24 protein-coding genes and 1 riboswitch are annotated in these 22,201 nt (G+C 41.9%); of the genes, 1 reads left to right on the forward strand and 23 read right to left on the reverse strand.

Annotation, left to right across the window (positions count from 1 at the left end; genetic code table 11):
• Positions 1-6 precede the first annotated feature (6 nt).
• The 5 genes from BLS16_RS06430 to BLS16_RS06455 all read right to left on the reverse strand — a co-directional run bounded on the left by BLS16_RS06430 (position 7) and on the right by BLS16_RS06455 (position 4,968).
• Complete coding sequence (locus BLS16_RS06430) at positions 7-861, reverse strand: energy-coupling factor ABC transporter ATP-binding protein (RefSeq protein WP_092331366.1); 855 nt, start codon at positions 859-861, stop codon at positions 7-9.
• Between the two features lie 4 nt (positions 862-865).
• On the reverse strand, positions 866-1,636 hold the full coding sequence (cbiQ, locus tag BLS16_RS06435; RefSeq protein WP_092331369.1) for a cobalt ECF transporter T component CbiQ: 771 nt from the start codon (positions 1,634-1,636) through the stop codon (positions 866-868).
• A complete protein-coding gene (locus BLS16_RS06440; protein WP_092331371.1) occupies positions 1,633-1,929 on the reverse strand; it encodes an energy-coupling factor ABC transporter substrate-binding protein in 297 nt (98 codons plus the stop codon). The genes cbiQ and BLS16_RS06440 overlap by 4 nt, the downstream gene beginning before the upstream one ends.
• Complete coding sequence (locus BLS16_RS06445) at positions 1,926-2,678, reverse strand: energy-coupling factor ABC transporter permease (protein ID WP_092331466.1); 753 nt, start codon at positions 2,676-2,678, stop codon at positions 1,926-1,928. The genes BLS16_RS06440 and BLS16_RS06445 overlap by 4 nt, the downstream gene beginning before the upstream one ends.
• Before the next feature lie 372 nt (positions 2,679-3,050).
• A riboswitch (cobalamin riboswitch) is annotated at positions 3,051-3,235 on the reverse strand.
• 68 nt (positions 3,236-3,303) lie between these two features.
• Positions 3,304-4,968, reverse strand: coding sequence for a ribonuclease J (locus tag BLS16_RS06455; protein ID WP_014904393.1), 1,665 nt, complete (start codon positions 4,966-4,968; stop codon positions 3,304-3,306).
• Positions 4,969-5,335: 367 nt separating this feature from the next.
• Between BLS16_RS06455 and BLS16_RS06460 the strand changes: the two genes are divergently transcribed.
• Positions 5,336-5,473, forward strand: a complete 138-nt coding sequence (locus BLS16_RS06460; protein ID WP_014904394.1) for a DUF1540 domain-containing protein — start codon at positions 5,336-5,338, stop codon at positions 5,471-5,473.
• 210 nt (positions 5,474-5,683) lie between these two features.
• Here BLS16_RS06460 and dapA read toward each other — a convergent pair whose 3' ends face one another.
• From dapA to rbfA, 18 genes are all read right to left on the reverse strand, one after another.
• Positions 5,684-6,637 (reverse strand): 4-hydroxy-tetrahydrodipicolinate synthase, encoded by a 954-nt coding sequence (dapA, locus tag BLS16_RS06465; RefSeq protein ID WP_092331376.1) that lies wholly within the window; start codon positions 6,635-6,637, stop codon positions 5,684-5,686.
• A gap of 35 nt (positions 6,638-6,672) precedes the next feature.
• Positions 6,673-7,899, reverse strand: coding sequence for an aspartate kinase (dapG, locus tag BLS16_RS06470; RefSeq protein WP_092331379.1), 1,227 nt, complete (start codon positions 7,897-7,899; stop codon positions 6,673-6,675).
• 229 nt (positions 7,900-8,128) lie between these two features.
• Entirely contained in the window at positions 8,129-9,115 is a 987-nt protein-coding gene (locus BLS16_RS06475) for an aspartate-semialdehyde dehydrogenase (protein WP_092331382.1), read from the reverse strand.
• An 86-nt stretch (positions 9,116-9,201) separates the two neighbouring features.
• Positions 9,202-9,795 (reverse strand): dipicolinate synthase subunit B, encoded by a 594-nt coding sequence (locus tag BLS16_RS06480; RefSeq protein WP_092331384.1) that lies wholly within the window; start codon positions 9,793-9,795, stop codon positions 9,202-9,204.
• A 3-nt stretch (positions 9,796-9,798) separates the two neighbouring features.
• Positions 9,799-10,716, reverse strand: a complete 918-nt coding sequence (gene dpsA / locus BLS16_RS06485; protein WP_092331386.1) for a dipicolinate synthase subunit DpsA — start codon at positions 10,714-10,716, stop codon at positions 9,799-9,801.
• Between the two features lie 92 nt (positions 10,717-10,808).
• Positions 10,809-11,612, reverse strand: coding sequence for a 4-hydroxy-tetrahydrodipicolinate reductase (dapB, locus tag BLS16_RS06490; protein WP_092331388.1), 804 nt, complete (start codon positions 11,610-11,612; stop codon positions 10,809-10,811).
• A gap of 113 nt (positions 11,613-11,725) precedes the next feature.
• The gene (locus BLS16_RS06495; protein ID WP_014904401.1) at positions 11,726-11,995 is read right to left on the reverse strand and encodes a YlmC/YmxH family sporulation protein; all 270 of its coding nucleotides are present in this window, start codon (positions 11,993-11,995) and stop codon (positions 11,726-11,728) included.
• 13 nt (positions 11,996-12,008) lie between these two features.
• Positions 12,009-12,314, reverse strand: coding sequence for a hypothetical protein (locus tag BLS16_RS06500; protein ID WP_034598695.1), 306 nt, complete (start codon positions 12,312-12,314; stop codon positions 12,009-12,011).
• Between the two features lie 90 nt (positions 12,315-12,404).
• Positions 12,405-12,857, reverse strand: coding sequence for a dUTP diphosphatase (gene dut / locus BLS16_RS06505; RefSeq protein WP_092331391.1), 453 nt, complete (start codon positions 12,855-12,857; stop codon positions 12,405-12,407).
• 84 nt (positions 12,858-12,941) lie between these two features.
• Entirely contained in the window at positions 12,942-14,210 is a 1,269-nt protein-coding gene (locus BLS16_RS06510) for a M16 family metallopeptidase (RefSeq protein WP_092331393.1), read from the reverse strand.
• Positions 14,211-14,235: 25 nt separating this feature from the next.
• Positions 14,236-15,390, reverse strand: coding sequence for a D-alanyl-D-alanine carboxypeptidase family protein (locus BLS16_RS06515; RefSeq protein WP_092331396.1), 1,155 nt, complete (start codon positions 15,388-15,390; stop codon positions 14,236-14,238).
• A gap of 24 nt (positions 15,391-15,414) precedes the next feature.
• Positions 15,415-16,170 carry a polysaccharide deacetylase family protein gene (locus BLS16_RS06520; RefSeq protein ID WP_092331397.1) on the reverse strand — a complete coding sequence of 252 codons (756 nt, stop codon included), beginning with the start codon at positions 16,168-16,170 and terminating at the stop codon, positions 15,415-15,417.
• Between the two features lie 78 nt (positions 16,171-16,248).
• On the reverse strand, positions 16,249-18,396 hold the full coding sequence (locus BLS16_RS06525; protein ID WP_092331400.1) for a polyribonucleotide nucleotidyltransferase: 2,148 nt from the start codon (positions 18,394-18,396) through the stop codon (positions 16,249-16,251).
• 202 nt (positions 18,397-18,598) lie between these two features.
• Entirely contained in the window at positions 18,599-18,865 is a 267-nt protein-coding gene (rpsO, locus tag BLS16_RS06535) for a 30S ribosomal protein S15 (RefSeq protein WP_014904408.1), read from the reverse strand.
• A 135-nt stretch (positions 18,866-19,000) separates the two neighbouring features.
• Positions 19,001-19,930, reverse strand: coding sequence for a bifunctional riboflavin kinase/FAD synthetase (locus BLS16_RS06540; protein WP_092331405.1), 930 nt, complete (start codon positions 19,928-19,930; stop codon positions 19,001-19,003).
• A 50-nt stretch (positions 19,931-19,980) separates the two neighbouring features.
• Complete coding sequence (gene truB, locus BLS16_RS06545) at positions 19,981-20,865, reverse strand: tRNA pseudouridine(55) synthase TruB (protein ID WP_092331406.1); 885 nt, start codon at positions 20,863-20,865, stop codon at positions 19,981-19,983.
• Positions 20,849-21,832 (reverse strand): DHH family phosphoesterase, encoded by a 984-nt coding sequence (locus BLS16_RS06550; RefSeq protein ID WP_092331409.1) that lies wholly within the window; start codon positions 21,830-21,832, stop codon positions 20,849-20,851. The genes truB and BLS16_RS06550 overlap by 17 nt, the downstream gene beginning before the upstream one ends.
• On the reverse strand, positions 21,825-22,199 hold the full coding sequence (gene rbfA / locus BLS16_RS06555) for a 30S ribosome-binding factor RbfA (RefSeq protein WP_092331411.1): 375 nt from the start codon (positions 22,197-22,199) through the stop codon (positions 21,825-21,827). The genes BLS16_RS06550 and rbfA overlap by 8 nt, the downstream gene beginning before the upstream one ends.
• Positions 22,200-22,201: the final 2 nt, after the last annotated feature.

Here is a 22,201-nt window from a genome sequence, read left to right on the forward strand (position 1 = left end):
TTAACTCTATGCACTTTGCTGTCCTTTCTTAAGAGGGATGTTCTGAAACAATTGATCTTTTGTTTTCGGTAAAGGGGCGGAGGCAGGCAGCCATCCTTTTTTAACTAACTCACTATGTGCTTCTATTAGCCAGGGAATTGTAAGGTCAGCACGCTTAACTATCTCCGGACGAGTTAACAGGTCACCAGGCAATCCATGAGCGATAATTTCTCCGCGATACATTATTGCTAGCCTATCTGACCAGCTGTAAGCTAAATCAACATCATGAGTTGACAATACGATAGTTTTTCCTTCAGAACTCAGTTTATCGAGAAGCAGCATAAACTCCTGTGAATGACGCGGATCCATTCCTGCGGTTGGCTCGTCAAAAATAATAATTTCGGGTTCCATAGCTAATACCCCGGCAATAGAAACCCGCTTTTTCTGTCCGTAACTTAACAAGTGTGTTGGTTTCCCCTCTAGTTCTGAGGTCTCTGTATCTGTTAAGGCCTGTCTAACTCTTTTTGTAACTTCTTCTTCTGAAAGTCCCAGATTGAGTGGGCCAAAAGAGATGTCCTGCCATACACTCGCTGAAAACAACTGACTATCCGGATCTTGAAAGACAATTCCGACTTTCTTGCGTAATTCAATTAAAGGCTTCTTTTTATAAGAAATGGCCTGCCCTTGAAATTTAATTGTACCCGAGCTTGGGCTATAAATTCCATTAAAATGCATAAATAAAGTAGATTTTCCAGCTCCATTGGAACCAAGAATAGCTAATTTTTCTCCCTTTCGAACTTGCAAATTTACTTTGCGCAAAGCACTTGTGCCATCCGGATAAGAATACTCCAAATCAACTGCTTCAAGTATGAGCTCTGACATCAAATTACCTCCAAAGCAAATTCAATAGTATTAAAGGAATTTCAAGCCCTATTATTATACCATAATTCTTAAGATTAACTGGGTGTTTCTTGGTATGAACCCTAATCTCTCCTGTGTAACACCTAGAAGCCATAGTATTGTATAAGTCTTGGGATTTCAGAAAAACTTTCCCTAATAGTGCTGAAAACAACCTACTCATCGAGCGGAAAGAACTTTTCATAGATACATAACCTGACCGGGAAAGTTGAGCACGTCGAATCGTTGTTGCAGTATCTAAAAATACAAAGATAAACCGATAAATCAGCACCATTAATTCTGTAATGATAAAAGGAACTTTTAATCTATGTAGTACTGTAATCAGCTCCGTCAGAGGAGTCGTCAAAGCCAAGAAATAAAGACATGATACGGCCCCAATTGATCTGAGAAAGAGGTTGACGGCGGTGATCAAATCCGAGTAACGTATTCCTATCGTTAAGCTATTAATCCTATGAGCAAGCAAAAATCCCGAAGGATCGCTAGAAAGCGAGAATGCAATTGTTAAAACGCTAATCAAAAGAAAGGAAAGAGGAATTGCTAAAAGCTTAATTAATACACGTGCTGGAATACCTGCTTTTAGAATAATTCCTCCCGACATTATAGCTAAGATTACTAGAGGGGTGATCGTCGTTTTAGACGTGAGACACACAACCATTGTGAGCATAGCAAAAAGAGATTTTTCTGCGGGATGAACAGCTTTTAAATTATTATTATAAGCATAACTATCAATAGCTATCACGCTTGATCCCTCTTATTTTGACCCTGTCTGCCCTTGGAATAACCTATATAATAGAAAACAAATCCACTTCCTATTGCCGCTTGCAAGGCAAACAATAATGATTCAATCTCACCGCTAGGTGGTTCCCATAAGGACTCAAACCAAGGAGTGTAATCAGCATTGAGTTCCATGATAGCATCTGAAGCCAGACCATCTGCGCCGCCGAATTCGGCGTCTCCTGCTACATAGAGGGGTAGAACTGCTAATAAGACAACAAATAGTAGAATTATCATATTCTTAGTAAAGAGCTTCATGCTTTCACCCCCCGTTTTATGGAAGATATGGCGTTGCCAGTAAAGGCTCTTAAAACCTGTAACTCTTTTTGACTATAGGCCATCAGAATATTAAAGACCATCACTGTAAGTAACCCTTCACTAATCGCTAAAGGAATTTGAGTGAACGCAAAAATGCTCATAAACTTAAGTATCGCTGCCGTCACTCCGCCTGAAGCCGCTGGAAAAGCTAATCCCAACTGAATTGAGGTGGTAACATAGGTCATCAAATCACCAAGAGTTGCAGCCATAAAGATAGAAAACCACTGCGGTGCACCCATTCTTTTTAAGCCTCTGTAGATACCGTAGGAGACAAAAGGACCAACAATCCCCATAGAAAACGTATTGGCTCCTAATGTGGTTATTCCTCCATGAGCTAACAATAGTGCCTGAAAGATTAAGACTATCATTCCTAAGACAGTCATAGCTGCGGGTCCAAACAAAATGGCACCTAAGCCAACACCTGTAGGATGTGAACAACTGCCAGTCACAGAAGGGATCTTCAATGCAGATAAAACGAAAGCAAAAGCTCCTGCCATCCCCAGCAGCATCTTCAAATTAGGGTGTTGAGCCACAGTCTTTTTAATCGAAAACACCCCTGCAGCAACAAAAGGAATCATCACGATCCACCAGAAGGCTGCCCAATTAAAGGGCAAGAACCCTTCCATGATATGCATAGCATATGCATCATCTGGAAAAACGAAATAAACAACCATCACATAAGCTATCATTAAACCAATTTTTTTTATATTACGAAGAATCACAGTGTAACAACTCCTTCTTAATTATCCCCCTAAAGAAATTGAATATTGTTTATTAATACCCTCCCTCGAATTTTGTCTTTTCCCCCTTCCATCTTAAAAATAAAGAGACAACCTAATATATCACTAATCCATTGGACAGCAATGTACCGGTTATCTCGGACGGTGCGTTCTCTTCCACTTTCAAGTCGCATTCGCATGTTTGAAAGCAGATCCCGCTTGAACAAGACATTAACCTGCAGGTAGTTTCCCTCGAGAAACTATATGTACGATAAAAATAATCAAAGCCCTCCAAGAATGGAGGGCTGAATTAACAAAATCCCTGCCACCCATCCATCGTGAGTTAAAGCATACGAGCAATCAGGTCTCCTGGCTAAGGTTCCTCGTTCTATGCCTCCTTCCCAAGTTTCCTCAGTGGATATGGCAAAGAACTCCCCGTTACAGTGGCGGGACCGCGCCGGAATCACACCGGCTTCCCTGTTTCGATTTTTCAGCAAAGAAAAATCATTTGCTCGAAATATTTGATTATTATAAATTTAACACGAATGATCTTTAAGGTCAAGTAAGATTTAAAAAGACTTTGTCAACTTGCTACCTATTCTACTTCTTGAATAATTGGCAAGATCACAGGTCTGCGGCGAGTTTTTTCGTAGAAATGCTTACTTAAAGTATCCCTAATCTGGTTCTTAAAGACAGCCCACTCTGTAACCCTGTTTTCCCGGCAGCGAGCCATGGTTTGTTTAACTTTTTGTTTGGCTTCATCTAACATAGTCTCAGATTCCCGAACATACACGAATCCCCGGGTTACAACGTCGGGTCCCGATACAATAGCGCCGCTGGCACGACTTATAGTCATGACGACAATAAGAATACCGTCTTGAGAAAGTTGTTTGCGATCTCGCAATACAATGTTCCCCACATCTCCGATCCCCAATCCGTCAATTAAAACCTTACCGGCCATGACTTTGCTGCCTAATGCCGCTCCATGCCGAGTAAATTCAACTACGCCGCCGTTTTCCGTAATGAAAATATTTTCTCTGGGAATGCCCAGCTGTTCTGCTAATTGGGCATGTTTGATTAACATCCGATACTCTCCGTGCACAGGCATAAAATACTGCGGGCGAACCATACTCAGCATTAGTTTCTGCTCTTCTTGGCTTGCATGACCCGAGACATGCATACCTTCAGCCGATTCGTAAATCACATTAGCTCCCAGTTTGAACAATTGGTCAACCGTCTTAGCGACTGATTTCTCGTTACCCGGAATAGGGCTAGCTGAAATGATTACTGTATCTCCAGGTTGAATCGCGACATGCCGATGATCATGGTTAGCCATTCGAGTCAAGGCAGACATCGGCTCTCCTTGGCTTCCTGTTGTTAAAATACAAGCCTGATTCCCCGGTAAGCCAATAATCTCATCAATATCAATTAGGGTTCCTTCCGGGATATCCAAATACCCCAGTTCTTCAGCAATTCCAACAATATTAACCATGCTTCTTCCCACCACTGCTACTTTACGGTTTGTGTTTACAGCAGCAGTAATCGCTTGTTGGAGTCGATAAACGTTCGATGCAAAGCTAGCCAAAATAACACGATCTTTGGCATTCCTGAACGCTTCATCAATCATTTCTCCGACATGACTTTCGGATGGGGTAAACCCAGCTCTTTCAACATTAGTACTGTCAGACAGTAAGCATAGAACTCCCTTGTCCCCCAGTTCTGAAAATTTATGAATGTCTAGTATCTCACCTGACACAGGGGTATGATCCAGCTTAAAATCTCCTGTCACAACAACTGTTCCTAATGGGGAATGGATAGCAATGGAAACCGAATCCGGTATGCTGTGATTTACACGAATAAACTCAATACGGAAAACTCCAAGCTTTATTACATCACGGGGCTGAACAACGGTAGCCTGAATATTGCTGAGGTTGTTTTCTTTCATCTTGGATTGAATAATACCTAAAGTCAAACGTGTTCCAAAAACCGGCACATCCACATCTCTTAAAAGATAAGGCAATGCACCAATATGATCTTCATGCCCATGGGTTAATAAGATCCCAAGCAGCATTTCTTTGTGCTCAATTAAGTATGTGTAGTCTGGTATTACAATGTCTATTCCGAGCATGTCTTCATCCGGAAACGCTAATCCTGCATCAACTAGCACCATTTGGTTGTCATAGCGGATCACTGTCATATTTTTTCCAATTTCACCTAGTCCACCTAATGGGATAATCTGCAACTTATGCTCTTTTGGCAATCAAACCACCTCCTATTTTGTGTTTCTTTATATCTCATGTGCCCAAAAAGCTAACGGGATTCTCCCGGTTTCTTAGTAGCCCAAAATTTAAGCAACAAAAAAGACGCGAAATAACAAAACGAACACAATGACGCCCAGTGTTCGCCAATACTTCGATAATCATCTATGAAACTAGCCGCACAATAAAGATAATACATTATAGCGCGAAAACCGAAGGCTTGCAAGTTAGATCATTATCTCTAAAAATCCCTTAATTACTCTATTCTGACATGATCCATGTATTAAAAACCAAGATTCGGGAACGATATTTTAAGAGCATATAACTTTAGTTATACTTTCTGACTAGTAATGGAAAGGTGGAATAGTCATGACCAATGTTGTTTGTAGTGCAATCAAATGTCATCATAATGAGGATGGCCATTGTCAACTCGAGACATTAAGTGTAACCTCCAGCTTAATGGATCGTGAAGCAGAGTGTGCTTTTTATGAACCCGGAGATAAATAACTCCTTTTCCTTCTAATCCTAAACTTATCTCTCTCAATAAGTCATCACCAGATTGGTGATGACTTATTCCGGTGACTCAGAATACTTATATTGAGCTCAGAAAGCTAATAAACCCCTGCTTGCAGAGGTTTATTAGCTTTCTGAGCTCAATATTTAAGGGTGCTACCCTAAATACACCTTTTTATTTAGCAATAAAGTAGTTTATACGACTTAGACCACTGTATTTCCAGGAATATCAGAAGCGACCTTCAATTCTAAGATCTCTACCTGTCTCCTATTATCGATTTGGGATTTTTTCGTAATTTTTAAGAGCTCCTCAAGAAATTTTAGTTCCTCTAGTGTAGCCGCAACCAGCGGTAATCGGACTCCCCCGGCTTTAATTCCAATCATGTTCATGAGCGCCTTAATCGGAACAGGGTTTGAAGTGACAAATATTCCTTTGAATACTGGGTAAAGCTCCAGGTGCCATTTTGTTGCCAGGGCAGTATCCCCGGTAAACCAGGCATCGATCATTGCCTTCATCTCATCTCCAACAATGTGGGCGGCAACGCTAACAATTCCATTGCAACCTAAGGCTAGCATAGGTAATGTCATAGAGTCATCTCCGCTATAAATCTCAAATTCCGGCGGTAAAAGTCTTTTGAGTTCACTGACTTGATCCAGAGAACCGGCTGCTTCTTTTAATGAAACTATGTTAGGAATTTCTGATAGCCTTTTAACCGTATCAGGCTGTAAATTTGCTGATGTTCTACTAGGCACATTATAGAGCATTAACGGTAATGGTGCGGCCTCTGCAATGGCTTTAAAGTGTTGAAACATTCCCTCTTGAGATGGTTTATTGTAGTAGGGTACAACAGCCATTAATCCATCTACACCTGTAGTCGCTGCCATACGGGCTAAGGAAACACTTGAACTCGTTGAATTTGACCCAACCCCTGCGATGACAGTTCCTCTTGTTCCTAGGGCCGCTTTGACAGTCTTAAAGAGCTCAATTTTTTCTTTATCGGTTATGGTTGGTGATTCTCCGGTCGTACCACATACCACAACCCCGTCAGATCCGTGGTCTATCAAGTACTGTGCTAGGCGAACAGCTTCTTGATAATCTACCTCCAATGCGTCATTCATGGGAGTCACCATGGCGGTCAAGATTCTACCAAAAGACATCTTTCTCATCCTTTCTTCCCATTTCATTTAGCATACTATATGTCTAAATTAAACTTCTTGTGCAATGCTTGCACTGCAGTCACCATGTCTCTTTGATGAACTAGTACCCAGATCGTTGTATGTGAATCGGCTGATTGCAGGATAGTGACACCTGCATCTGAAAGTGCCTCAACCATGTCAGCCATAACACCAGGAACGCCGGCTATGCCAGCCCCAACGATAGATACTTTTGCACAACTAGGTACAACCTCTGTTTCAAAGTCCATATTCTGTAGTATTTGAACAGCTTTGGCAGCAACCTCATCTGATACAGTGTAGAGCACTGCTTCCGGCTGTACGCTGATAAAATCTACACTTATGTCAGCAAGGGCCATCGCTTTGAAGATTCGCTTATCAGTAAGCTGTTTGTTAGAAGCGTCTGTTGTCATTATCTTGAACTGCGTTACATTTGGTGTATGAGCAATTCCGGCGATGATTCGATCTGTAGTAATATCAGTTCCGACTTCTCGATCAGGATGCATATTAGTGACTAATGTCCCCGGAGCTTTTGAAAAGGTTGATTTGATTCTTAGAGGTATATTTCTTTGCATAGCAATTTCTACTGCCCGGGGATGAATAACTTTAGCGCCCTGATAGGCTAACTGACATATCTCGTTATACGTTACTGTGTCCAAAATCCGGGCATCCTCTACGATCCTCGGATCAGCCGTCATAATCCCTTCGACATCAGTGTAGATATCAATAGATTCGGCGTTAAGGGCAACCCCCAAGGCTGAAGCAGTAGTGTCGCTTCCTCCTCTTCCGAGAGTAGTGATCTGACCGTTTTCTGTCACACCTTGAAATCCGGTCACAACGACAACATATCCTCCTGCCAGTTGTTCTAATATCTCAGCAGGCTCTACTCGTACAATGCGAGCATCGCCAAAGTCATTATTTGTAATGATTCCTGCTTGACCACCTGTCAAGAGAACTGCTTTTAGTCCTAGACTTTTTAATGTACTTACTAAGACTGTCCCGGAAATTACTTCCCCACAACTCATCAGAAGATCTAATTCCCGTTTGGGTAAATCCGGATGAATTCCCTTGACCATAGTTAGGAATGTATCAGTGGCATAGGGATCGCCTGAGCGCCCAATGGCTGAAACAACAACAACCGGAGAATACCCTTCATGAACAGCCTCTGACACAATGGACGCCACCTGAGCCCTTCGCTCATCCGTAGCAAGGGAGGTACCGCCAAATTTCTGAACAAGAATATGCACCTTCCAACCCCCCTCTTCATGGTTCGATGTTCGATATCTTTAGTGAACCTACAAAAACCAACATTTTGCTTTATTCACCTGGCATTCAACTGGAAATCTACTTTATCCTTGATTAGAAATCCAAACTTATAAAAGGCCTTAGCAGTTAGCTAATACCAAGCATTTCTAATTTTGATCATTTCTTAACAGAATACTTAATAATCTCTATCCACAGTCCTATGATCGACGATTAAAGCAGTTCTGCAATCTGAACAGCGTTCGTTGCAGCACCCTTACGAATTTGATCCCCGACAACCCACAGGTTAAATCCTTTATCAATCGAAAAGTCTTTGCGCAAGCGACCTACATAGACTTCGTCTTTATCAGAACTAAACCAAGGCATAGGATAGTGATCCTTACCGGGATCGTCGATTACAATGACGCCAGGAGCCTTGCTTAAAGCCTCTCTTATTTCAGAAACACTAACTAAGCGCTCTGTCTCAACATTGATGGATTCAGAGTGGCTTCTAAAAACAGGTACCCGAACGGTTGTGGCAGTAATGGCCATGCTTGGTACATGGAATATTTTCTGCGTTTCTTTAACCATCTTCCATTCTTCCTTTGTATAGTCCCCCTCTTGAAAAACGTCAATGCGGGGAACTAGGTTAAAGGCAATCTGATGCGGGAAAATACTTGAGATAAGCTCCTCGCCTTGAGACCAAGCTTTTACCTGGGCACCCAATTCCTCAATACCTTCTCGCCCGGCACCTGAAACAGCTTGATAAGTTGAAACGACTACTCGTTTAATTCCTGCTAGATCAAAAATAGGCTTAAGTGCAACTGCCATTATAATTGTCGAGCAATTTGGGTTAGCTATAATCCCTTTGTGTAACTTTACATCTTCCGGATTAACTTCAGGAACGATAAGCGGCACTTCCGGGTCAAGTCTAAAAGCACTGCTATTATCAATAACCACTGCTCCACTTTCTACAGCAGAACGGGCATATTCCGTGCTAGCAGATCCACCAGCAAACAGAGCAATGTCTATCCCCTTAAAACTCTCGTGGGTAGTCTCCTGAACTTCAAGTTCCTGTCCCTGCCATGTAATTCGTTTCCCTGCAGAACGCTTGGAAGCTAACAACCTTAGTTCATCAACGGGGAAATTCCTCTCTGCTAGAATTTTAAGAAACTCTTGTCCTACTGCACCTGTGGCACCAACTATTGCTACATTAGACATTACTTATGTTCCTCCTTATTATTGTCTGAAATAGGGTTTAGTCAGGTGCACTTGAAGGCACCTGACCATCCCTTTTATAGCGTTGATCACTTTCCTAGATAGTCCACTAATACCGGTTGTATTTGTTTTCCTGCATAAGCCATTAAAATCGTCTCCGGAATTTTATCCATATGTGCTACTAGAGAATTTGCTTTATCCACGGGGTTATCTTGCCCAAACGGTACCAAGTAAACGTTTTTGGTAATCAATAAAGTTCCAATATTTCGAGCATTTAATCCGAGTCCATCGTTACTAGAAATCGCTAAAACAACGGGCCTTTGATTACGAAGATGAGATTTCGCAGCCATTAACACCGGAGTATCGATAATTCCGTTGGCAAGCTTAGCCAGGGTATTTCCGGTACATGGTGCTATTACTACACAATCGAACATTTTTTGGGGCCCAATCGGCTCGGCCTGAGGTATTGTATGAATAATCTCCTTTTGCGTAATTTGCCGGAATTGAAGTTTCCAATCCTCAGCTTTGCCAAAACGAGTATCCATACATTCAACTGAATAAGAGATAATCGGTGTCACCTCAGCTCCCTCATCAACTAACCCCTTCATTATTTTGGTAACCTCATGTATGGTACAGTGTGATCCTGTAATAGCAAACCCAATTTTCAACCCTTCAAACTTCATCCCTTACACCTCCACTTTACAAGTAGTGTTAATTGTGGTCAAGTGACGAAGAATAAGTTGCGGGTAGATATGAGCAAGAATTCTTCCAGCTGTTTTTGGGGCTACAATGCCTGGGAGGCCTGGCGCGAGCTGAGCTTTAATACCTAGCATTTGCGCATATTCAAAATCTGTTCCACCCGGGATTGAGGCCAAATCAATGATTACCGCATCACGAGACACCTTTTCTAGCATCATTTGATCTAAAACTTGATGAGGTACAGTGTTGAAAATTATTTCTGCCCGACCGATCTCATCCTCTAGATTTATAAAATGCAGTGCCTGAAGCCCCATTTCCTCAGCTCGTGCTATATCCGAAGGTTTGCGGGCAACTCCAGTAACATGCGCTCCAATTCCTACCAACATTCTTGCTAAAGTCCAACCACAGCGTCCTAATCCTAAGACAAAGCTTTGACTGCCATGGATTGTGATCTTAGTTGCTTCCATCGCCATTTGAATAGCGCCTTCTGCTGATGGTATAGAATTGAGGATCGCCAGTTCATCCAACTTGGCAGTCTCAAGCAATTGAATTCCTAAATTCTCTGCTGCAGACTTTAAAGCCGGCCTTGCATAGCCAATAACCAGTGGTACATTTCTTGGAATAGATTCGAGTAATTTTTTGTTTAAGACAATTGGTCTATCCGAGTATTTAGCTTTGACTACCCCACGTTCATCGGTTCCGAACATTGGAAAAAGCAATACATCCACTTTGCTTACAACATCCTCCAAAGACGTTGCAAGCATCATTTCTGAATTGGGAGAAGCCTTTTCGAATCCGACCCCGATTATGTAGGCTCCTTGTTTCTGTAATTCGGATATTAGATAGAGCTCCCGGTCATCTCCCCCGACTACAGCAAAACGAATTCCTTTCAAACCCGCACTCATTTTTATGCCCCCTTTGAGACAGTGTCCCATGACTACTATCCATTATATGAGGGTATGCAGGCTGCGGTTACGCAGAAATACATCTAATACATCTAATCGAGGAAATTATCCAGCCCAATTATTAGCTCAGTCAGTTCGTAAGATTTTCTTATACTTAAGATAATCCCCGGCATATAGGTTTCTCTGGAGAATGCATCATGTCTGATTGTTAACGATTGACCAAGCCCTCCAAATAGGACTTCTTGGTGAGCAATCAAACCAGGCAAACGCACTGAATGAATATGGATTCCTCCTAGGTCAGCGCCCCGAGCCCCTGGGATTTTTTCATACTCATTGGGATGTCCTTGAACCATAGGTTCACGAACTTCCAAAATCCCTTCTGCTGTTTTTAAAGCAGTCCCAGACGGAGCATCTAATTTTTGATCATGATGCAGCTCAATTATATCAACATGCGGGAAATATTTAGCAGATTCTTTGGCAAACCTCATCATTAGTATTGCTCCTATAGAAAAATTCGGGGCTAAAAAAGCACCCACATTCTTTTTCTCTACTAGAACACGTATTTCACTGATCTCTGCTTCATCCAACCCCGTAGTACCAATAATGGGAACTACTCCTGCCAAAATTGCTGTTTTGGAATTCTTTAGAACTGATTGGGGATTTGTGAAATCCACTAATACATCTGCCTTCGCAGAACGTAAGGTATCAATATCTAACGGTCCGGTAATATCTACTCCAACCCTTTGAGTGCCCACAACAAACCCAACATCCATTCCTTGATGTCGTGTATCAGAAGCCCCTACTAGCAGGAGATCAGCTTCTTTTAAAATCGAACGGATCACTTCTTGACCCATTTTCCCACATGCTCCTGCAACAAAAACACGAATTTTTTTCAACGGTACCCCTCCTGCGCTGATAAGGCAAAAACCCCGTTGCTAAAACGCAATGCGGGGTTAAAGCTTTTCCATACATTTTATTGGGTATGTGCTCCTTTTGTCAAATTGAATTTTCAGCGAACTCTTTCTGATCTGTTGTGTAATTCGACTATAATGACCTCTGAGCCCACTTTTTTAACAGTTTGCCAAGGAATTACCAGATGTTCACGATCCCGATCCCCTTTAGAACCCCAAAAGCCTGAAAAGCCTCCTCGCGAAGTTAGGATGATTGCCTCTACTGATCCGTTAAAGGAAATATCTAGGTCTGCATCCCCCACCAATCCTAGTTTTGCTCCATCATAGAGATTAATAATTTCTTTTCCGGCCAGATCACTTAAAAGCATCCTATCCTCTCCTCTACTTTCGTAATCTTACCCAGGCTCTTATTGCAAATGGCTGTAAAATAGCAAGTAATAACGAAATTACTGCTAAAGGCTCGACAAAAAAAACAGAATTATAGAACAAGTCTTCAGGTATTTTCAAAAATGAAAACAATAGCTCTAACGAGAGATAAATCCCCCCTGCAGTACCGACCAATTGGCTCAAGGCCCCAGCAAGTAAGTTTGAGGAACTTTCAGTCGATCGCCACATCATTCTGTACTTTCGTTCACGTACTGAAACTACAAGGCCTAGAATTAAAACTATTGCTCCAAGGGCTTCCATATCTAATCCCCCTCATGGGGATTCTATGAATAGACAAACATTATTAGAACAAACCATGAAGGTTTTTAATTGATATAATCCTGATAACCTTTACACCCCTGTTGAACCAAAGCCACCTACTCCTCTAGCGGTTTCTTCTAGTTCATTCACTTCCTCAAAAATGGCCCTAAAAATTGGCATGAAGATCATTTGAGCTATACGGTCACCAGGGTTGACTGCTAGAGGCTCACTCCCAAGGTTTTGCATTAAGACCTGAATCTCGCCTCGATAATCAGCATCTATTACCCCTACTCCATTAGTTAAACCAATTCCATAACGGCTGGCTAAACCACTTCTAGCAAATACCAATGCGACAATATGTGCTCCTGGAAGTTCAATAGCTAAACCTGTGGGAATTTTAATATTCTCGCCAGGTTTTAACACTATTGTTTCCTTTAAATCAGCACACAAATCAACCCCTGCCGAAGCAGCGGTTGCGTAGTGTGGAATATTCAGCGAATTTTCGCTTACCTTTTTTATTTTAACAGTTATTGAGCTTGTCACTGAAAGATCCCCCAATTCGATATTCGTGGTTCGATATTCGCGGTTCGACAATGTACCACGATCCTCAAACCACGAATATCGATTTTATTGCCATCCTGATTGCTTCAACAAGTCCGGTAATACAACATCGTGGCCGGATGGCCCCATTGTCATAATACTTATATTTTCCTTTTTCCATAGTCGCCCAATTACTCGTAAGACATCCTCAAGGGTGACCTTTTCCAGCTTCTCAACGACTTCCTCAGGAGATAACACGCGATTATAGGTTAGTTCTGTCTTACCTAAGCGACTCATCCGGCTACTGACTGCTTCTAATCCCAGATACAAGCCTCCTTTGATTTGCGCTTTTGTTCTTGCTAATTCTTCAGCACTAATTCCTTTTTCCTTCATTTCCATCAATTCTTCGAGAATACAGGCAATTACTTCCTGAGTATTTTTAGGACTTGTACCTGCATAAACCGCAAATAATCCGGTGTCGACATAGGTTGAGTGGTACGAATACACGGAATAAGCCAATCCTCGTTGTTCACGTATCTCTTGGAATAAGCGAGAGCTTAATCCACCACCTAGAATGTTATTGAATATATGCATAGCATAAATGTCTTCATCATCTTGACCTAAACCCGGCACACCCATGATGATATGCATCTGTTCAGTTTCTTTCTTTTGATAAAATCCAATCGTCCGGCCTATGGGAGTTTCTTCGAGTACCCTCCGACCGCCTCGATTAAAATTGCCAAATTGGGGAGACAACTTACCAACAACATCCTCATGCTTAATTTTTCCGGCAACAGAAATTACAAGATTATCAGGGGCATAGTGCTCAGTAAGGAACTGCATAATTTTCTCTCTGCTTAAAGCTCTAATACTCTCTTCCGTTCCCAAAATTGGTTTCCCAAGTGGATGATCATTCCATACTTGCTCAGAAAAAACGTCATGAATTAATTCATCTGGAGAGTCTTCATACATCTTAATTTCTTCAATGACTACATTTTTTTCTTTCTCAATCTCTTTTTCATCGAAAAGGGACGAGAAAAACATATCACTCAAGACATCTATAGCTAGATCTAGATCCTCATCAAGTATTTTGGCATAGTAACAAGTATATTCTTTGGTTGTAAAGGCATTCAATTGCCCACCGACAGCCTCAAGGGATTCCGCTAAAGCTCGAGCAGTTCGATGTTCAGTTCCCTTAAAAAACATATGCTCAATAAAGTGAGAAATCCCCTCAAATCCTTCACGCTCATCCCGTGAGCCAGCCCCTACCCACATTCCTATAGCTGCGGAACGAACATGGTCAATTTCCTCTGTAATGATCCTAACACCATTAGGCAGCAACGTCTTTTTATACAATAAATTCACTCCCTCTTACTTCCTTCTAAGTAAAGGAAATAATCGTCTTAAGGAACGATTTTTCTTCGACTTCATTTTCACTGATTAGAGGAACGCTGTTCAGTTTTTTTTCCCCCATCCAAACCTCTAGACGACCTAACCGCTCCCCAGCACCAATGGGTAGATTCGTTGGTTTTTCCCATTCGATACGCTTTTCCAGCTTCTTACGATCAGCCTTTTTAACGCTTACATCGAGGGGATCAGTCGATAATACTTGAACGGGCTTTGTAGTATGTTCAAATTTTCCAATCACCTCGCCTGCAGCCGCTAGCCGAACCGTTTCAGTGTATTGAAAACCCCATTCCAAAAGCTTCTTAGCATCTCCGAATCGATCAGGTGCATTGAGAACAACAACTAAAAGTTGGCGTCCCTCCTTGGTGGCAGAAGCCACCAAACATTTGCCGGCTGCCGTAGTTGTTCCAGTTTTAATACCATCTGCATAGGGATAGTTCCATAGCAATTTATTTGTGTTCCTAACGTCCATGAAAACGTCTGGCTCAATAAAGTGTATTTCGGTCTCTTTTAGCCGAGTAATTGATACAAATTGGGGAATCTGCAAACCATACCTAGCCATTAACGCCAAGTCATAAGCTGTTGAATAATGCTCTTTTCGAGGTAAACCGTTGGTGTTAACAAAATGTGTATTTTGTGCACCCAAGGCCAGAGCCTTTCGATTCATTAATTCTACAAACTGTTCTTCACTTCCGGCAATATGTTCAGCAATTGCTACACAGGCATCATTCCCAGAACGAACTAAAGCCCCTGTTATGAGTTCATAGAGAGCGATTTTTTCCCCGGGATCCAGGTAAATTGTCGATTCACCAACGGCTGCCGCTTTATCACTCACTGTTACAACTTCATCAGGTCGACCCAGTTCGAAGCCCAAAATTGCTGTCATGATTTTTGTAGTGCTAGCTGGAGGACGTTGTTTATCAGCTTTTTTGCTATAAAGAATATCTCCTGTAGCCACATCCATCAGCACTGCAGCATCGGCGGTCACTCCCGGGTCGGCACCCTCTGCAGGTTTATTTGCAGGCTTCTTTACCGGGGCACCGAAGACAGGTCCAGCAAGTAATAAGCAAATACCTATAACACAAAGAATAACGCAGTATAAAGCCTGCGTCCGCTTTAGCCTAGTCATTTAACCACCTCAACTTTTATTATTTCATGAGGTAGTATCTCCGCTCTGGTCATATGTTATTAGCTCATCAAGAGTTTGGAAAATATAACCCTGTTGCGCCAGTTGTTCGAGAATGACAGGCAAGGCTTTTACTGTATTAGCTTTAGGATGCATTAAAACAATGGCACCTGACTTGTTAGGCTTAATTCCAAATCTTATGGCAGGATTAATAATCCTGTTTGCAATTATTTCCGGCGTACTATCAGGCCTCCAATCAACAGTATCCAACGTCCAAAGAATTGTCTTATAATCCAGGTCATGGGCGGCTCTGAGTCCGGACGCTCCCTTCTCACCATAAGGAGGAGCATACAAGTGAGTCTTTTTTCCAATAATTCCTTCGATGATACTCTCCGTTTTTTTGATTTCTTCTTGGTTCGAACCTACTGAAAGCTGATCCGGATGAGGATGAGAATACCCATGGTTTTCTATTTGATGCCCTCTGTTATAAATTTCTTTCAGCAAATCCGGATTTTTCTTAGCCCATCGACCAGTTACGAAAAAAGTTACCTGAGCCTTATTTTTCTCTAATTCATCTAAGATTGCCGAAATAAATTCTTCTCCCCAGTCAACATTAATCGTTAAAGCCATGATTTTCTGATCCGTCTTGATTTGGTCAATAGGCTTAGGAACAGGTGTATTTGAGGCTACAACCCAACGCCCAGCAACAATTCCGACAATCAATAGAAAGAAAATCCCGCCAAACGAGAGTATTCGTCGCGAGATTTTTAAGTTAATGAACATATGCGTCCCCCCCTCTTTAACATTTATGCAAGTGGAGGGACTCACAGACTGATCATCGTTGATTATTTGGTTAGATTATTAAGATTTTTGCGGGGTTGGATTTTCTTTACGGGGTATTGCTTCTTTACGAGATAGATTCAACCTACCTTGCTTATCGATTGCAGTAGCCTTAACTGTAATTTCATCTCCAACTTTTACAACATCTTCTACTTTTTCGACACGTTCATGAGCCAATTGAGAAATATGAACTAGCCCTTCTTTGCCAGTGAGTCCCAAAACTCCTGGGATGACCTCAACAAATGCGCCAAAATCCATAACCCTTGTGACTTTACCTTGATATACCTTACCTACTTCAACTTCCTGGGTTAGGGCCTGAATTATTTTTAAGGCTCTCTCTCCGCCATCGCCGCCAACTGAAGATATGAAGACTCGTCCATCATCCTCGATATCGATTTTGACATCTGTTTCCTCGACGATTTTCTTGATAGTTTTACCTCCGGGTCCAATAACCTCACGAATCTTATCTGGATGAATCGTCGCGGTAATAATTCTTGGTGCGTAAGCAGAAAGCTGTGGGCGTGGCTTATCCATAACAGCTAGCATCTTATCAAGAATATGAAGTCGCCCAGCTTTAGCTTGAGTTAAGGCTTTTAAAAGGATTTCTCTTGACACACCCATAATCTTAATATCCATCTGCAAAGCGGTTACCCCTTTGCTTGTTCCAGCAACTTTAAAATCCATGTCTCCAAAATGATCCTCTAAACCCTGGATATCTGTCAGTATAGCAATTTGATCATCTTCCTTAATAAGTCCCATTGCAATACCTGCTACAGGTGCCGAAATAGGAACACCGGCATCCATTAATGACAGAGTACTACCGCATACGGAAGCCATGGAACTTGATCCATTAGATTCTAAAACCTCTGAAACCAAACGAATCGTGTAAGGAAAATCATCCTCGTTAGGAAGCACCGGAATTAAAGCACGCTCTGCTAATGCACCATGACCAATTTCTCTTCGTCCCGGTCCGCGCATAGGCCTAGTCTCCCCAACACTATAAGGGGGGAAATTATAGTGATGAATATACCGCTTTGATCTTTCTAAACCCAGACCATCGAGAATTTGCTCATCTCTAGCCGCACCTAGGGTTGCCACTGTTAACACTTGAGTCTGTCCACGTGTAAAGAGGCCTGTCCCATGTGTACGGGGTAAAATACCTACTTCGACACTAATTGGTCGAACTTCATCCACTGCTCGACCATCCGGCCTAATTTGCTCATGGGTAATCAATTTTCGGACAATCTGATGTACAATGTCCTCTAGAATATTTGAGATTGCCTTTGAGGCCTCAGGAAACTCTGCTTCAAGATGGCCTAGAGTTTCAGCTTTAACTCCGTCAATTGCATTCTCTCTAGCTTTCTTCTCTTCTACTCGTACAGCCTGATCTAATTTATCGTAAGCAAAGTCGCGTACAGCCTGGACAAGGTTTTCAGGGTAACCCACTATTGTCACTTGAAGTTTTTCTTTTGCCAAACCCATATTAAAAGCTTCTTCTCGATATTCTTCAATGAACTTGGCAATTTTTTTAATCTCTTCGTGCCCAAACATAATGGCATCCAGGATCTTATCTTCTGGTACTTCATGGGCACTGGCTTCTACCATCATAATTGCTTCTTGCGTCCCTGCAACTGTAATATGCATTTGGCTTTTAGCGCCCTGTTCAATGGTAGGATTAATAATATATTCATCATCCACAAGTCCAACTGTAACTGCTGCAATAGGACCTTCGAAGGGAATGTTTGATATGGCTAAAGCTGCAGACGCAGCATTTATTGCAGTAATATCTGTTGCACAATCTTGATCTACTGACATTACAGTTGCAACAACTTGAACCTCATTACGAAATCCTTGTGGAAACAACGGACGAATAGGTCTGTCAATTAAACGAGCTGAGAGGGTTGCCTTCTCACTTGCTCTTCCTTCACGTTTAATGAATCCGCCCGGGATTTTTCCTGCGGCATACATCCGTTCTTCAAACTCAACTGTCAAGGGGAAAAAATCAATTCCTTCACGAGCTACAGCACTGCAAGTTGCAAATCCAGTCACAACTGTATCTCCATAACGAAGAAATATGGCACCTCCCGCTTGCTTACCAAGTTTCCCAGTCTGGAAGGTCATAGTTCTTCCACCTACCGAGAGTGACCTTTCTAATATTTCCTGTTTCACAATGGAACCTCCTTAAATCTATTCAAATCCTTTTTAACTTGTTTTCTCTTCGACATATTATTATTATTTCCTGCAATTTGCAGAAATAAAACTATGTAACTTAATTTTCGTAGGGACGGTCCTTTTAACACATAATGTGTGTTAAAAGGACCGTCCCCATTACACATAAAAAGAAGCGGATCCCATAGATCCGCCTCTCTCATTACTTCCGCAAGCCAAGTTCAGTAATAATAGTACGATAACGATCAAAGTTACCATTCTTTAGATAGTTTAATAAAGCACGTCTCGATCCAACCATTTTTAATAGCCCACGGCGGGAGTGATGGTCTTTTTTGTGAGTCTTAAAGTGCTCTGTTAAATAGGTAATCCGTTCGGTAAGAAGGGCAATTTGTACTTCCGGTGATCCTGTGTCCCCTTCGTGCTGGGCAAACTTTGTAATGATCTCTTGCTTTCTCTCAGGTGTCATCATGATTAAATTCCTCCATTTTTTTCAATCCCGACTGCCCAGGTTTACGTTGGAGTCTCGCTAAGCCGAGTCAGTGGGTCTATTAGTATCTAAAGTAGTATACATTGTAATTTAGGTTTTGTAAAGTTTTGCTCATAGTTAACGATCTCTAGTTTGATTCAAAACGGCCTTAGCAGTTGAACAATCCTTGTCCAACTGTTTTAAAAGTTCATTAACTCCATCAAACTTCCGTTCATCACGTAAACGCTCTTCTATGAACACAGTGATCTCCTTCTCATATAGATTACCATCATAATCAAAGAAATGGACTTCGACCACCGTATCATACATTTCATGAAAGGTTGGTTTCATTCCAATATTCATCATTCCTAAGACACGTCTTCCATCTATTAAGCTCCAAATAGCGTAGACTCCCCGCTTAGGAATTAAAAAATCATCAGAAGTAAGTATGTTAGCTGTAGGATAACCCAGTGCCCTCCCACGCTCTTCCCCATGTATAACTGTACCACGCAGGCAAGGCAAATGCCCCAGAAGAGAGCTGGCCAGCTGAATATCCCCTTGCAGTATAGCTTTACGAATACTACTGGAAGATATCACGCGACCATCCTTTGTCTGGGCCTGGAGTACACTGACTCCGAATCCATGCTTCTGCCCTAAGGCTTGGAGCAACTCGGGATTCCCTTTGCCTTGAGCACCAAAAGAATAGTTAAAACCAACCACTACGTGCACAACACCTAGGGGTAAAAGGATTTTCTCTACAAACTCTTCTGGTGAAGTATTTGCCATTTCTAAGGTAAAAGGCAGATGGTAAACAGTATGGACTCCCAGTTCCTCCATATACTGCAAACGCTCTTGAGTACTAGACAATAACTTTACTCCTCTTTCAGGAAACAATACCTTCAAAGGATGAGGTTCAAAGATTAAGACGTCCAGCCCCACGCCTAAAACTACCGCTTGTTCAAATCCATGCAAGAGTAATTTACGATGGCCTAGATGTACTCCATCAAAATTACCTAATGCTAAGACACAGGGCTCTCTTTCCATAGGCAGACTTGTTCGAACTTGCACCGAATTAGACCTCCTAAATATAGGGAATAGCATACGGCATTCTAACAAAATTATTTAAAGACTTTATGTGGGTAAAGAGCTTCCTTGCGCCAGACTCCTATTCCTATCAATTGTTCACGCTCCATTACCTGCACGTAAGGCTCATTGCTTTCTTCATAAAGATTAACTTGATCTCTTCTGGTTGGTAATCCATTCCGAAAAGCATTAGCACGCACCTCGGATAATGATACCCGGGGCAAATCAATCCCAGCAGTTAAGGGCAAAATAAATGAATAGTCATTGTTCCGTACAGCTTCCTCAATCTCTTCTAAGGTCCAACTTTCCTGGATCTTAAACGACCCAGAACGAACTCGTACTAAATAGGACATATGGGCCCCACAGCCCAGAGTTTGTCCAAGATCATGACAAATTGTCCGTATGTAAGTTCCTTTTGAACACTCAATATTTAAGACAGCCTTGGGAAATTCTCCTTCGTACCATTGCTCAAGGTTCAATTTATAAATTAGCACTTCACGTGGAGTAACCTCAATAGGTATTCCCTTCCGAGCATATTCATAAAGATGCTTTCCTTCTTTACGAACAGCTGAAAACAGAGGGGGGAACTGAGATATTTTCCCTGTAAAATCAGGCAATATCCGTTCTAAATCGGCCTTGTCAAGACTAGGCAGGGCCTCTTGTATTACTTTACCATATGCATCCTGTGTATCCGTAGTAATCCCAAACTTTACTTCGGCAATATAATTCTTTCCTTGATCAGTAATGTATTCAGCTAAACGTGTAGCCTTGCCCACACAAATTGGTAATACGCCAGCGACTCCCGGGTCAAGAGTTCCGGTATGGCCGACTTTTTTCATCTTGAGATTTCTACGTATCCAAACCACAACATCAGAAGAAGTCATTCCCGGTGGTTTGAGAACGTTAATTATTCCTTCCACTCCTTAACGCCTCCTCAATCGCACCAATAATACTTTTCTTGGCCTCGATAAGAGGAATTTTTAAGGTGCAGCCTGCGGCTCGCTTGTGCCCTCCTCCACCGAATTGTGCTGCTATCTTATTGACATCCAGCCAGAGGTTGGAACGCAGACCAACTTTCACTTCCAATGATCCGACCTCTTTTAATAGTACCGCGGTCTCGACGCCAGCGATGCTGCGCACATGATTAACCAAACCGTCGCTTAACTCCTGCTCGGCACCGCTCTTTTGAAAATCCTCAAGGCTCAAAGTAATTAAAGCCAATTGTCCCTCAGCATACATTTCAAGACCAGCTAAGGCACATTGAAGAAGTTTCACTTGTGCTATTGGCTTTTGATCAAAAATATTATGATGAATAGAAGCTAAATCAATCCCTAAATCCAATAGGTTGGCTGTTAAGCGATGGGTCTGAGCTGTCGTATTACTATACTGAAAACAGCCGGAATCCGTCACAATTGCTGTGTAAAGATTAGTGGCTATGTCAAGATCAATCTCTACACCCAGCAGAGTTATCAGGGTTAAGGCCAGCTCTCCTACTGCACTTGCTCGAGCATCAACCCAATTAATATCTCCAAAGTTTAGATTTGAAATATGATGATCTAGGTTAAGAATTGTACTGTTACTATGGATATCGGATTTCACGAGATTTACTCTCCCCAAATCTGTACAATCTACAAAGAGCAGGGTTTCTGGCTGGGGATTTGGAAGGATCTTACTTATACAACTAGAGCCCGGCAAAAACCCTAAATTTCCTGGTATGGGATTGGGATTATAGTACACTACTTCTTTGCCCATTTTCTGTAAAGCTAGACCTATGGCCAGCATAGAACCAATACAGTCCCCATCCGGTGATATATGGGAGAAAAGCGCCACCTTTGGCGCTTTTCTTAGAACTCCGACGAACTCTTCCATGTAGGCGTTTTCATTCATGGGATTCTTCCTTACTTGTTTCCTCGGATACTCCAACATCTTTCAACAATTTTGCAATATGGGCACCATGTTGAATGGAGGGATCGTATTTGAAAACGATAGAAGGAACATGCCTAAGACGAATCCGTTTGCCAATTTCACTTCGAACAAAACCCGACGCACGATTCAAGGCATCTAATGACGCATTTCCTTCCTCCTCAGTACCCAAAACACTAATATACACTTTTGCGTGTGATAAATCATCCGCAACGTCCACACTTGTCAGAGTTACAAATCCTATGCGAGGATCCTTCAACTCTACACGAATAAGCTGAGAAATCTCTTCTTTAAGTGTTTCCGCCAACCGATTAGATCGATGTTTTGACATAC

The sequence above is a fragment of the Desulfosporosinus hippei DSM 8344 genome (assembly GCF_900100785.1).
Taxonomy (GTDB): domain Bacteria; phylum Bacillota; class Desulfitobacteriia; order Desulfitobacteriales; family Desulfitobacteriaceae; genus Desulfosporosinus; species Desulfosporosinus hippei.

Coding starts and splice junctions, on each gene's coding strand:
- BLS16_RS06430 (WP_092331366.1), bottom strand. CDS start 861: ATGTCAGAGCTCATACTTGAAGCAGTTGATTTGGAGTATTCTTATCCG.
- BLS16_RS06440 (WP_092331371.1), bottom strand. CDS start 1,929: ATGAAGCTCTTTACTAAGAATATGATAATTCTACTATTTGTTGTCTTA.
- BLS16_RS06445 (WP_092331466.1), bottom strand. CDS start 2,678: ATGATAGCTTATGTGATGGTTGTTTATTTCGTTTTTCCAGATGATGCA.
- BLS16_RS06460 (WP_014904394.1), top strand. CDS start 5,336: ATGACCAATGTTGTTTGTAGTGCAATCAAATGTCATCATAATGAGGAT.
- dapA (WP_092331376.1), bottom strand. CDS start 6,637: ATGTCTTTTGGTAGAATCTTGACCGCCATGGTGACTCCCATGAATGAC.
- BLS16_RS06475 (WP_092331382.1), bottom strand. CDS start 9,115: ATGTCTAATGTAGCAATAGTTGGTGCCACAGGTGCAGTAGGACAAGAG.
- BLS16_RS06480 (WP_092331384.1), bottom strand. CDS start 9,795: ATGAAGTTTGAAGGGTTGAAAATTGGGTTTGCTATTACAGGATCACAC.
- dpsA (WP_092331386.1), bottom strand. CDS start 10,716: ATGAGTGCGGGTTTGAAAGGAATTCGTTTTGCTGTAGTCGGGGGAGAT.
- BLS16_RS06495 (WP_014904401.1), bottom strand. CDS start 11,995: ATGCTTTTAAGTGATCTGGCCGGAAAAGAAATTATTAATCTCTATGAT.
- BLS16_RS06500 (WP_034598695.1), bottom strand. CDS start 12,314: ATGGAAGCCCTTGGAGCAATAGTTTTAATTCTAGGCCTTGTAGTTTCA.
- BLS16_RS06515 (WP_092331396.1), bottom strand. CDS start 15,390: ATGACTAGGCTAAAGCGGACGCAGGCTTTATACTGCGTTATTCTTTGT.
- BLS16_RS06520 (WP_092331397.1), bottom strand. CDS start 16,170: ATGTTCATTAACTTAAAAATCTCGCGACGAATACTCTCGTTTGGCGGG.
- rpsO (WP_014904408.1), bottom strand. CDS start 18,865: ATGATGACACCTGAGAGAAAGCAAGAGATCATTACAAAGTTTGCCCAG.
- BLS16_RS06550 (WP_092331409.1), bottom strand. CDS start 21,832: ATGAATGAAAACGCCTACATGGAAGAGTTCGTCGGAGTTCTAAGAAAA.
- rbfA (WP_092331411.1), bottom strand. CDS start 22,199: ATGTCAAAACATCGATCTAATCGGTTGGCGGAAACACTTAAAGAAGAG.